This window comes from Microcystis sp. M109S1 (assembly GCF_020247025.1).
GTDB lineage: Bacteria > Cyanobacteriota > Cyanobacteriia > Cyanobacteriales > Microcystaceae > Microcystis.
In genome coordinates this window covers 1-12,569 of the sequence record NZ_JADBRW010000291.1, presented here as the reverse complement: position 1 = coordinate 12,569, position 12,569 = coordinate 1, and the positions used below count along the sequence as shown (strand labels likewise).

At 41.7% G+C, this 12,569-nt stretch carries 10 protein-coding genes, 1 pseudogene and 1 riboswitch; of the genes and pseudogenes, 3 read left to right on the top strand and 8 right to left on the bottom strand.

Going from position 1 to position 12,569, the window contains the following annotated elements:
* Nucleotides 1-165: 165 nt before the first annotated feature.
* A complete protein-coding gene (locus tag IM322_RS14700) occupies nt 166-414 on the top strand; it encodes a GlsB/YeaQ/YmgE family stress response membrane protein (RefSeq protein WP_502863880.1) in 249 nt (82 codons plus the stop codon).
* Between the two features lie 16 nt (nt 415-430).
* Here the strand turns inward: IM322_RS14700 and pyrR are convergent, their stop codons facing one another.
* A complete protein-coding gene (gene pyrR / locus IM322_RS14695) occupies nt 431-964 on the bottom strand; it encodes a bifunctional pyr operon transcriptional regulator/uracil phosphoribosyltransferase PyrR (RefSeq protein WP_286825799.1) in 534 nt (177 codons plus the stop codon).
* Between the two features lie 121 nt (nt 965-1,085).
* On the opposite strand from pyrR, the gene IM322_RS14690 reads away from it, so the two are divergent.
* Entirely contained in the window at nt 1,086-2,471 is a 1,386-nt protein-coding gene (locus tag IM322_RS14690) for an amidase (protein ID WP_287676338.1), read from the top strand.
* On the opposite strand, the gene IM322_RS14685 is transcribed toward IM322_RS14690, so the two are convergent.
* From IM322_RS14685 to metK, 7 genes and pseudogenes are all read right to left on the bottom strand, one after another.
* Nucleotides 2,463-3,299 carry an energy-coupling factor ABC transporter ATP-binding protein gene (locus IM322_RS14685; RefSeq protein WP_158201055.1) on the bottom strand — a complete coding sequence of 279 codons (837 nt, stop codon included), beginning with the start codon at nt 3,297-3,299 and terminating at the stop codon, nt 2,463-2,465. The genes IM322_RS14690 and IM322_RS14685 overlap by 9 nt on opposite strands.
* 1 nt (nt 3,300) lies before the next feature.
* On the bottom strand, nt 3,301-4,098 hold the full coding sequence (cbiQ, locus tag IM322_RS14680; RefSeq protein WP_287078327.1) for a cobalt ECF transporter T component CbiQ: 798 nt from the start codon (nt 4,096-4,098) through the stop codon (nt 3,301-3,303).
* Nucleotides 4,099-4,103: 5 nt separating this feature from the next.
* Entirely contained in the window at nt 4,104-4,418 is a 315-nt protein-coding gene (locus tag IM322_RS14675; RefSeq protein ID WP_287078328.1) for an energy-coupling factor ABC transporter substrate-binding protein, read from the bottom strand.
* A 9-nt stretch (nt 4,419-4,427) separates the two neighbouring features.
* A complete protein-coding gene (locus IM322_RS14670) occupies nt 4,428-5,174 on the bottom strand; it encodes an energy-coupling factor ABC transporter permease (protein ID WP_287078329.1) in 747 nt (248 codons plus the stop codon).
* Between the two features lie 23 nt (nt 5,175-5,197).
* Nucleotides 5,198-5,345: riboswitch (cobalamin riboswitch) on the bottom strand.
* An 81-nt stretch (nt 5,346-5,426) separates the two neighbouring features.
* Nucleotides 5,427-5,633: pseudogene (locus tag IM322_RS14665) on the bottom strand (ABC transporter ATP-binding protein); the annotation flags it as partial.
* Complete coding sequence (locus IM322_RS14660; protein ID WP_287676337.1) at nt 5,634-7,508, bottom strand: ABC transporter ATP-binding protein; 1,875 nt, start codon at nt 7,506-7,508, stop codon at nt 5,634-5,636. It lies immediately after the preceding pseudogene.
* Nucleotides 7,509-8,045: 537 nt separating this feature from the next.
* Entirely contained in the window at nt 8,046-9,296 is a 1,251-nt protein-coding gene (gene metK / locus IM322_RS14655; RefSeq protein ID WP_012267167.1) for a methionine adenosyltransferase, read from the bottom strand.
* Nucleotides 9,297-9,621: 325 nt separating this feature from the next.
* On the opposite strand from metK, the gene pcrA reads away from it, so the two are divergent.
* A complete protein-coding gene (gene pcrA, locus IM322_RS14650) occupies nt 9,622-11,943 on the top strand; it encodes a DNA helicase PcrA (protein ID WP_287676336.1) in 2,322 nt (773 codons plus the stop codon).
* Nucleotides 11,944-12,569 lie beyond the last annotated feature (626 nt).

Below are 12,569 nucleotides of genomic sequence, written 5' to 3'. Positions count from 1 at the left end.
CTGAAAGGTCGCGAAAGTCTGTGGACTTTGTGTAAGACAGTACATGGTTTTTTAACCGTGGTATGCAACGGTGGTTGAAGCAGAAACTTAAATCGTGAGGTTTAGGAATCGCCGCACTTTTAGGGCGGCGAGGATGTCAAGATTAATGTCATTTCTTGGATAATTTTGGGCTTTATTGCTGGTGCGATCGCAAAAGCTATTTATCCTGGGCGACAGGGGGGTGGTATTTTTGCCACGACTTTGCTAGGAATTATCGGGGCTTTTGTGGGGGGAACTCTGTTAAATTTGATTCAAACTGGCAGTTTTGCCCTAGCGGGTTCTACCTTAAGCATACCGGGCATTTTTGTCGCTATTATCGGTGCGATCGTGTTTATTTTCCTCTGGGGATTAGTCACGACTTCCCGTCCTGACTAATAGTCTTAACTCCTGTTTATTTGATTAATTCCACCCCATCTTTGCCGTCAATCTCTTGTAGATAAACTTTTACCTGTTCCTCGGCTGCGGTGGGTAGTTTTTTGCCTGTAAAATCCGGGTGAATTGGTAATTCCCGATGACCACGATCAACTAACACTAATAAGCGGATTTTTTGCGGTCTGCCATACTCAATAATAGCATTGAAAGCGGCGCGGATCGTGCGACCTTTATAGATAACATCATCGACTAAAATCACAGTTTTTCCCGTGACATCTAGGGGCATTTTGGTTTTAGCAGGAGTGCGGGTTTTAATGCGATCAAGATCGTCGCGATAGAAGGTAATATCGATCGCTCCCACGGGAACTTTTACCCCTTCTAAGCTTTCAATTTGACTAGCAATTAAATTAGCTAGAGGCACTCCTCGCGTGTAGATACCGATCAAAATCAAGTTATTTAAATCGCCACTTTTTTCGATAACTTCGGAAGCTAAACGGGTAAGGGTGCGACGAATTTCGTCAGCCGAGAGAATTTCAATTAACTGTGGAGTCATAATTTTCCAAGACAAGAGGGGATAGGGGATAGGGAAATTTTTACTTCAATTTTCCTTTAAAACCATCTCTATCATTAAAGAATATAATTATTTTCACTTACCTATTTTACCTCGATCGCTCATGAGTGATGAATTATTGCCAAAATCTGCCCTAGAATTAGCCCAACTGATTCGCACTAAACAAATCTCACCCCTAGAATTAACCCATTTATACCTCGACAGAATTGAGAAATTTGACTGCCAAATTGGTAGTTTTGTCCATGTCGCTGGGGAAAGCGCCCTAGCAACCGCCAGCGCCCAAACGGAACAATTAAGTCAAATCGCCGATACTGCCGAATTACCGCCTTTTTTTGGAGTTCCCACCGCCATTAAAGACTTAAATGCCGTCGCTGGAATGCCCGTTAGTTACGGAGTCGCCGCCCTCCGGGGAAATATTGCCCAGTACGATGAAGGAATCGTCACCAGAATCAAAAGGGCGGGTTTTATCCTTCTGGGCAAAACTGCCACTTCCCAACTAGGTTCCTTTCCCTACACCGAAAATCCGGGTTTTTTGCCGACTCGTAACCCCTTCAACCGCGATTATACCGCAGGAGGTTCTAGTGGCGGGGCAGCGGCAGCTGTAGCGGCGGGTTTCTGCCCGATTGCCCAGGGTTCCGACGGTGGCGGTTCCATTCGTACTCCGGCGGGTTGTTGCGGTTTGGTGGGGATAAAACCCAGTCGCGGGCGCGTTTCCTATGCCCCGGTGGGGGAATTTCAAAGCGGTATCGCCACTAACGGCACTCTTTCTAAGACGGTGGCAGATGGGGCGGCGCTGCTTACCGTGATTTCGGGCTATACGACGGGCGATCCCTACTGGCTACCCGATCCGCCCTTTTCTTTCCTAGAAGCCACTCAAAGAGCCGTAAAACCCCTAAGAATCGCTTTTTCTACTTCCATATCCCCCTTCGGTGAAGCGGCTTCCGTCTATAAAAATGCTGTCCTCGAGACGGCTAAAAATTTGGAAAGCATGGGGCATCATTTAACGGAGTATTCTCCCGATTTACAGGCTTTAATCGCTCCTTTTCGCCGTATTTGGCAAGCGGGGACGGCAGCGGCGGCAATTCCCAAGCAGTTATTAAGTCCCCTTAACCAATGGTTATTAGAGAATTCTGGCAGTGCGGGGGAGTACCTGCAAGCAGTGCAGCAGATGCACATTATTTCGCGGCAAATTGTGGCGATGTTTGATAATTTTGATGTCTTACTTTTGCCCATTTTCCTACATCAACCCCCCAGAATTGGTGAGTGGGAAAATTTACCACCAGAAGAAGCGGTTAATAATATGATTCGTTGGATTGCCCCTTCCCCCATTGCTAATGCGAGTGGCCTACCCGCGATTGCTTTACCAACGGGAGTGGATAGTCAAGGTTTACCCGTGGGAATCCAGTTAGTGGGTAAACCTGCTGATGAAATCACTTTATTGGGATTAGCAACGCAGCTGGAAACTCAGATTTTTTCGCCTCTATTTTGACAGTAAATATTCTTGCCATTGTTCAAAGATTTTCTGGCTCATGTTACCTGTTTGTGTCGCTAAAATTCCTAGCTTTTCCACAAGTGTTAGAATGATGGGCAATCCTAGTTGTAACTTTTCTATAGTTTTTCTTTGAGCAAAAACTTCTCTGGGAGTTCCTTCAATAATTAATTGTCCGTCATCAATGACAAAAATCCAATCAGCCCAGTGATAGACAAAATCTAAATCATGACTTGCTAGGATAATTGTTGTGCCGAGTTGATGAATTTGTTCGAGATATTCTCGTAATTTTTGACTATGACGTGCATCTAGATAAGCCGTGGGTTCATCTAATAAAAGCAAGGTGGGATTCATCACCATTACATCAGCAATTGAAACTTGTTTTTTTTGTCCCAAACTAAGATGATGCACTGGTTCATAAGCTAGGGGAGTTAAAGCAAATTTATCTAGGGTTGCCCACACACGGTCGATAATTTCCGAGGTAGGTAAGTCTAGATTATTTAAACCATAGGAAATATCTTCTTCCACAGTGGCTGCGACTAACTGATGCTCAGGATTTTGAAAAACTAAGCCAATTTGCTGATGTAAATTTCCCAAAAAAGAGCGGTTATATTGAAAGGGTTTTCCTTGCCAATAAATTATACCTTGCTGGGGTTGATATAAACCACTAGCTAAAAGAAATAAGGTAGTTTTTCCACAACCGTTCTGTCCGATTAAAGCATACTTTTTTCCCACGGAAATTGTAAGATCAAAATTTTTAATAGCTCGACTGGAAAGACAAGGATAACTATAGGAAACATTTTGAAATTCCAATAAATTTTGAGTCATTTTAGTTGATAACTAAGTTAAGAATAATCAATAAACTGCAACCGAATAAAGCTTCAAATATGTATCTTCTTTGAGATTGATAAGAACGGGAACTAGACATTTTTAAACTTCCTTGAAATCCTCGCGCTTCTAAACTGATAGAAATCTGACGATAATTATTAAGAGTTCGCTGGAATAACTGCCCTCCCAAAATACCAATACTTTTCATTCCTCTTGACCAACTTTGATAACCACAACGGGAATTTTGTGCTGTCCAAATTTCTTGAGCAACTTCTAGTAAGCTAAAAATAAAACGGTACATCAATAATAATAAATCTGTCAATAAAATCGGACATCGCCATTGTCTGAAAACTTGTAAGATTTCAATAAAGGGAGTGGTTAAAATTAGAAAATATAGACAATTTGTCATCGCCCAAATTCTGGGGAATAAAAACCCAACTTGCTCCATACCTGTTTGGCTAATATAGAGATACAAATAACCTAAAGAAAATCCCAGACCTTGCCAAATATCCTGCTGAATTATTGATTTTTTATCCCACGGTACACCATTAATAATAAAAGCAGGTAAACTAATTAAAGAAAACCCCAAAGGTAAAGATAACAAGCGCAGATAAGTCCTTTGGGGAATCCCCGCATAGATAGTAATTGCTATAGTCAACCAAAAACCGACGAGTAACTGCACAGGCCAAGAGGAAATTAGCGAGAGAATTAATAGAACTATCGTCAACAATAGCTTAGGATTTGGAGGCAACCAACGCAGACGATTTTTGTAAGCAAGACTATCAATTAGATGGCTCATTTCTACTAATTGCTATTCTCCTCTGTGGAGGCAGATTGTTCTTTTTCAGTCCTTCCTTTATATAGTCCGATAACAAAACCAATCACCCCCGCCCCCAAGGCGGCTTGGGATGCAAAAAGTAAACTTTCTACCTCACCACTAGGCGGTTCAAAGAAAGGTCGAAACCATGATTTATACTCAGGATTAAGTTTAGTGATTGCGGTTTCTGCTTGGTCATCAGCCCCGCTAAATTCGCCCTGCACAAAAACTAAGGGCAAAACTGCTAGAAGAATTACGGCCATAGCCAAAAGCCAATTATTTCTTAGAGAATATCGGTTCATAATTCAGCCTTACCCTTGTAATAATTTGATAGTCTCTAACTCTTTTTTTCCGTAAGACTCTAGCCAATTCCAGACCAATAATGTCAGTAATCCTTCGCTAATGGCTAGAGGAATTTGAGTCAGAGCAAAAATTCCCGCAAACTTGATAAAAGATGCCATAAACCCACCGTCAAGCGCAGGAAAGGCTAAGGCTAATTGGATAGAAGTGGTTATATAGGTGAACAAGTTTGCTAGGGCAGCGGCACAAAAAATAGCCACTCTTTGTTGTCCTGTTTTTAGAAGCAAATGATAGATACAATAGGCAACTAATGGTCCAATTATAGCCATAGAAAACATATTTGCCCCCAGAGTAGTCAACCCGCCATGAGCTAATAACAAAGCCTGAAATAATAACACTAAAGTTCCCAAAACAGTCATCGTCAAGGGACCGAACAAAATTGCTCCTAAACCTGTCCCCGTCGGATGAGAACAACTACCTGTAACCGAGGGAATTTTTAAGGCTGAGAGAACAAAAGTATAAGCACCAGCTAGGGCAAGCAATAGCTTAAGTTCGGGATGTTCTTGAGTGATACGAGTTAAAGAACGTAAGCCAAAAATGAAAAAAGGAAGCGATATTATCCACCAAAAAGCTGCCCACTGTACAGGCAAAAACCCTTCGGCAATGTGCATAGCTGCCGCTGGATTGGCTGAATTAATTAATAGATGAACAGTCAGCACCGCTATCAGAATTAAGCGGCAATATTTCTGGATATTCATTCCGTACCTCGCGGATTTGACTAGATTTGGTCGCACATTCCTCAGGCATTCTGACTAATAAGGATAATCCTTAATCACAGCTGCGGGACAGTGGCAGATTTGCACTGCGCTTTCCCTGATTACTCTAATCATTTTAGTTGGTTAGAGTTGAATGTTTCCTCAACATATCATGCTTAGGATCAAGGGAGAGAATTTATACAGGAAATCTTAACTTTTGCACTGTTAAGCATTATGAAGTTTTGTTGTTACTAATTAACTAGCGATACTTTCGGTAAATTGGGGAATGGAAGCGATAAGTTTACGGGTGTAATCACTTTGGGGAGAGTTAATAATTTGGTTAGCTGTACCCATTTCCTCAATTTTACCTTTATTCATCACCATAATGCGATCGCTCATAAATCTGACGACACTTAAATCGTGGGAAATAAAGATATAAGTGAGATTAAATTCCTGTACTAATTAACTAGCAAGACTTTCGGTAAATTGGGGAATGGAAGCGATAAGTTTACGGGTGTAATCACTTTGGGGAGAGTTAATAATTTGGTTAGCTGTACCCATTTCCTCAATTTTACCTTTATTCATCACCATAATGCGATCACTCATAAATCTGACGACACTTAAATCGTGGGAAATAAAGATATAAGTGAGATTAAATTCCTGCTGTAATTCTTTGAGTAAATTTAAGACTCCCGCTTGCACGGAAACATCCAAAGCAGAGACAGATTCATCACAGATAATAAACTGAGGATTTAAGGCTAAAGCGCGAGCAATACACACCCTTTGTCGTTGTCCTCCTGATAGTTGATGGGGATAGCGATCAAACCAATTAGGATCAAGTTTAACTCGTTCTAATAAATATTCTACTCGTTCACGTTGCTTTTGGGAATTGCCGCCGGTATGATGAATAACCAGCGGTTCTAAAATTGCTTTACCAATGGATAAACGGGGATTCAGGGAGTTGTAGGGATTCTGGAAAACTATCTGTAATTCCCGTCGCAGTAATCTTAATTTTGGATCGCTGGGGTTTAATTTAGCGAGATTTTCTCCTCGGAAATAGATATTTCCAGAAGTGGCAGGAATTAAGCGCAGAATTGTCCTTGCTAGGGTTGATTTCCCGCAGCCCGATTCACCGACTAAACCGAGGGTTTCCCCCTGTTTAACGGTAAAACTGATCTGATCTACGGCATTAAAAAAAGTCTTTAATTGCCCGAAAACTCCCTTAACCGGAAATCTAACCGATAAATTTTCTACCGATAAAATATTCTCGTGATCTTGTAAACCTTCAATTCTGCTTTCTTCCTCCTGGAGAGTAATAAATTTAACTGCTGGTGGAGTAATTTCCTGTAATTCAATAATCTTACCTTGGCAGTCTTTTTCGACTCGTAAAAAATCGCTGACAGTGGGCAATTTTTCTGGACGAGAGTTTAAGCGAGGACGACAGGCAAGTAAACCTTTTGTGTAGGGATGTTGGGGATAATTTAATACTTCTTCTTTAGTTCCCTGTTCGACAATTTCTCCTTGATACATCACGACAATTTGATCGGCAATTTCGTTAATAACTCCTAGATCATGGGAGATAAAAACCATTGACATTTCTCGATCGCTTTTACACAAATCTCGTAATAATCTTAATATTTCTGCTTGGACAGTCACATCTAAAGCGGTGGTTGGTTCATCGGCAATTAATAGAGTAGGATTACAAGAAATCGCCATGGCAATCATTACCCTTTGTAATTGTCCCCCCGATAATTCGTGAGGATAACGCTTGAGAATTGCTTCTTTTTGTTCCTGAATATAAGTTCTAATTTTTTCTCTGACATGACCCTTATTTTCTAAGGGAAAAGTTTCTATATACTTCTCCTCCAACTGTTCATCACTGGGTAATAAGCGCACTTCTTGCAGTAGAGAGATGGCTTGATTTTTTGCCTGTTCAGTGGTGACTTTTTGATGAAGAAGAATCGCTTCGGTGAGTTGAAACTCGATGTTATAAACTGGATTAAGAGAACTCATTGGTTCTTGGAAAATCATCGCCATTTCTCCCCCGCGATAATAACGCAATTCTTCCGGGGGAATAGATAATAAATCTACTGCTTGCATTGACTGACCTTTTGCCGGACGAAAGCAAATTTCTCCCCCGGTAATTTTCCCCGGAGAGGGAACCAATCCCATGAGTGCGAGGGAGGTGACGGATTTTCCTGAACCCGACTCCCCCACACAACCGAGAACTTGACCTTTCTGCAAGCTAAAACTAATGTTATTAACGGCGACTGTTGTTCTTTTCTGATTAGAAAATTCAACGGTGAGATGGCGAACGTCGAGAACTTTGTTATCCATAGCTCTTTAACTGGTGAAACCTAGCATCATCTTAACCTAAGTTGTCAATTTTAACTATATAGCAGTTATCTTATTGGTGAGATGGGAAGTTTTCCTTACCCAATCAGGTTACACTTCATCTTGATGAGAAACGCTATATTCATCTTCACTCATCAACAAATAACACTAAATCCTGTTATTAAAGAATGATTATTTATTCACCCTATTGCCTATTGCCTTTTGCATGAGTGCCTCTCCTCATAAGTAGCCTATACTCAACGTATTTAGTATAACAGGTGAGCTTTTTTTAGCTACAAGAAGACCCAGAGAATAGGGAGGCTAAAGTGTTGAAAGTATCATCAATATTTAAAACTAAACCTTTTGCTGTCCGGTTATCCCATAAGAGTTAAGGATAAACACAAAGGCACAAAGAACACAAACAGAAAGACAGATTCGATTTACTGATAAATATAGCTTTTTCTGTTTAAAAACCGTCCAAAAAAGGAATAGAGCCTGAAACTCTATTCCTGAATCAAAAATTGCAGTTAATTTTTAACCCTATACTACCGCAGAAGTCAAAGCTTCTTTGAGGATAGCGGCTTTATCGGTTTGTTCCCAGGGTAAATCGAGATCATTGCGACCAAAATGACCATAAGCGGCCACATCTTGGTAAAAACGCTCGCCTCTTTCACTGGGTAAACCGCGCAGGTTAAAGGTTTGGATAATACCGGCCGGACGGAGTTCAAAGTATTTATTGATTAAGTCCAGAATCACATCATCAGCGACTTTGCCAGTGCCAAAGGTTTCCACGAAGAGACTCACCGGACGAGCTACCCCAATCGCATAACCCACTTGAATCTCGCACTTATCGGCCAAACCAGCAGCGACGATATTTTTGGCCACATAACGGCAAGCATAGGCCGCAGAGCGATCGACTTTGGTAGGATCCTTACCGGAGAAAGCGCCGCCACCGTGACGAGAATAGCCACCGTAGGTATCGACGATAATTTTCCGTCCCGTTAATCCCGCGTCGCCTTGGGGTCCACCAATGACGAATTTTCCGGTGGGATTAACCAGATAACGGGTATTGGCATCGGGTTTAATCTCTAAATCGCTGAAGACCGGTTGTACTACCGCTTCCCAGAGATCACTTTTAATCTTTTGTTGGACGAGATCATTATCGGTGATATCGCCGATAGTAGCATCGTGTTGGGTAGAAACAAGGATAGTATCGATACCCACGGGACGACCATCTTCATAAATGACCGATACTTGCGTTTTACCGTCGGGACGCAGATAGGACAGTTCACCCGTTTTTCTGACTGCCGCTAAACGGCGAGCGATGCGGTGGGCTAAACTAATCGGTAAGGGCATAAATTCGGGGGTTTCATTGCAAGCGAAACCGAAGACAATACCCTGGTCTCCCGCACCAATTTTATCGAGTTCATCATTGCTGAGAAGTTCGCGATTTTCCTGAGCAGCCGTGACACCCTGGGAAATATCGGGAGATTGTTCGTCTAAAGCGACTAAAACGGTGCAACTATTCGAGGAAAAGCCGTTATCTGCGTTTATATAGCCGATTTCAGCGATTTTCTTGCGAACTAAATCGACGAAATGAACCTGTGCTTTCGAGGTGATTTCACCAGTAATCAAGACTAACCCTGTATTGACAACCACTTCAGCCGCTACACGACTGTGGTCATCTTGGGATAACAGAGCATCGAGAATAGTATCAGAAATCTGGTCACAAATTTTATCGGGATGTCCCTCTGTAACCGATTCGGAGGTGAACAAATAACGTTTAGACAAGTGATGTCCCTCACATGGTAGTACATTTGAACGCACAAAGATTCCAAGAAATCTTTGATCATATAGTGTAACAGGGAATTTGTAGAGATCGAGTATGTTCAATAAGAAACCGCCCGAACATTGTCCGGACGGAGTGTGGTGTGAGGAGTGAACGGAAACTTTCGTCTCCGCTAATTCCATTGTAGATGACAACTTAGAATCTTGAGCGATTTGAAACAAACTAGCCCAAAAAATTTTTATTTCTTGAAGGGGTTGACTAATGCCCGATCCCCTTCTCGATGATGTAGCCTGATTAATAGAGGTCGCAGAGCTATACGGAAAGATTATGACAGTCACAGCCGATTATTTAGAACAACTCAATCCTTCTCAGCGCCTTGCTGTGGAGCATTTTTGCGGCCCCCTGTTGGTGGTTGCTGGAGCAGGATCGGGAAAAACCAGCGCTTTAACCTATCGTATCGCCCATTTGATCCGTCATCACAAGGTCGATCCAGAAAATATTCTCGCAGTCACTTTTACCAATAAGGCGGCCCGGGAAATGAAAACGAGAATTGAAAAAACTTTTGCTCAACAGCAAGCACAGGAAAAATACGGTCAAAGATTAGAACTTTTGGAAGAATACGAACAGAAAAAACTCTTTTCTCAAGTTTATCGCAATTATACTAAAAAACTCTGGATCGGGACTTTTCACAGTCTTTGTGGTCGGATTTTGCGCTATGACATTAATAAATATCAGGATGAATATGGTCATAGTTGGCAAAGGAATTTCTCAATTATGGACGAATCTGATGCCCAGAGTTTAGTAAAAAATATCGTCACTAAACAGATGAATTTAGATGATAAAAAATTTGATGCTCGCAATCTACGTTATGCGATTAGTAATGCCAAAAACTTAGGGTTAACTCCCAGGGATTACGCCAGAGAAAACCCTCATTTTCGGGGAAAGGTCATTTCTGAGGTTTATCAGGCTTATCAGATGCAATTGGCACAAAATAATGCCCTAGATTTTGATGATTTGATACTGGTTCCAGTCCGTCTTTTTCAGCAAAATGAATCTATTCTCGGTTATTGGCATACGCAATTTAAGCATATTTTAGTCGATGAATACCAAGACACTAACCGGATTCAGTACGAGTTAATTCGGCTTTTGTCCACCAATGGTGAAACGAAAAAAAGTGAGTGGAATTGGACGGATCGATCGATTTTTGTGGTGGGTGATGCCGACCAATCTATCTATAGTTTTCGGATGGCAGATTTTACTATTCTGCTCAATTTTCAAGCGGACTTTGGCGATGGTTTACTCGATGATGATACTCGCACGATGGTGAAACTACAGGAAAACTATCGTTCACGGGAAAATATTCTGCAAGCGGCAAATAAGTTAATTGAAAAGAATAGTCAAAGAATCGATAAAGTCCTTGTTCCCACCAGAGAAGGAGGCGAGAGTATTTATGTTTTTAAAGCCAGAGATGAACAGGAAGAAGCAGCTTTTGTTATCGATAAAATTCGAGAATTTACTCAAGAAAACCCCGAATTAAATTGGGGTAGTTTTGCCATTCTCTACCGAATTAATGCCCAATCTCGCCCCTTTGAAGATGGGTTAATTCGCAATAATATCCCCTATAATATTGTCGGGGGATTTAAATTTTATGATCGACAGGAGATTAAAGATGCGATCGCTTATTTACGAGTGATTGCCAATCCTGCTGATACCGTTAGTTTACTGAGAATTATTAACACTCCCCGGCGCGGTATCGGTAAAACCACAATCGATAATTTGCTCAAAGCTGCCCAAGAATTAGGAGTACCTTTATGGGAAATTATTAGCGATGAAACTTCCGTTAATACTCTCGCCGGTCGTGCGACTAAAAGCATCAATAAGTTAGCTAAAATTATCCAAAACCTGCAAGAAAAAATCACCGATTTATCCGCTAGTGAAATCTTAGACCAAATCATGGAAGATTCGGGATATATCGATGAATTAAAACAGCAGGGAACCGAGGAAGCTGATACCCGCATCGAGAATATTCAAGAATTGTATAGCGCCGTCGTACAATTCCAAGCAGAAAACGAAGAAACCAATCTACAGGAATTTCTCGCTAGTGCTAGTTTAGCCTCGGATTTAGATAATCTTCAGGAAGGTCAAGAAAAAGTATCCTTAATGACCCTTCATTCCGCCAAAGGTTTAGAGTTTCCTATCGTCTTTTTAGTCGGTTTAGAACAGGGCATTTTTCCCCATAATCGTAGTTTAAACGATCCCATTGCCCTTGAGGAAGAACGCCGTTTGTGTTATGTGGGAGTGACTCGGGCCAAGGAACAATTATTTTTAACCTACGCAAAAGAAAGATATGTCTGGGGGAATAAAGAGATGAAGGTAGCTTCCCAATTTTTGCAGGAATTGCCCCCAGAATTGCTCACAAGCAACCTGAAACCGAAAAAGACCCCAAAAGTGGTTCCCATTCAAACAACCGCCTCTAATCAAAGAAAATGGGGCGTAGGCGATCGAGTGTTACACTCTACTTTTGGAGAAGGAGAAGTGACCCATATCCTTGGTGAGGGTAAAAAAATGAATCTAGCGGTCAAATTTTCGGGTTTAGGTCAGAAAATCATCGATCCTCGCACCGCACCCATGCAACTTATCCACGAATAGGTAATCATCTGTAGGGTGGGTTAGGCGAAAATAAGTTATACTCTGACTAAAAATTGAGTATTCGCCGTAACCCACCAGATCAGCAAATAGGTAATCATCTGTAGGGTGGGTTAGGCGAAAATAAGTCATACTCTGACTAAAAATTGAGTATTCGCCGTAACCCACCGGCTTTTTTCTCTCTATCTCCCCACTGATAACTGATTACTGTTCACTGATAACTGACACCCCCTGATTCCTCAACTCCGATCGCTACCTGCTGTTAGAATGGAGAATTGCGGTCAGACTGACGATAAAATTGAGAAGCTAAATCCTTGATTCTTAATAGTTGTTGAGAAACTTTCCGCCTACTATCGAAATTATCCGATAATATGGGCAACAGCGAGTTAGTCTATCTCAAGGTCGCGAGAGGACTCCCGTTAGAGCCGCCCTTGCTTAACGGGAGATGAATCGCGACCAAAATGAAACTAACGCGGTAGCGTTTCCACTTTCGAGGGATTTCGCTAGAATACAGAAAGCGGTAAAGCGCGTAAGGGATCACGGAAACCTCCCGCTCCTTTGTACCTCGGAACAAATATCGCCCTTGAAAATGTAATGGTGACGGGTCAAGCAGCATAGAAGCTTAACGG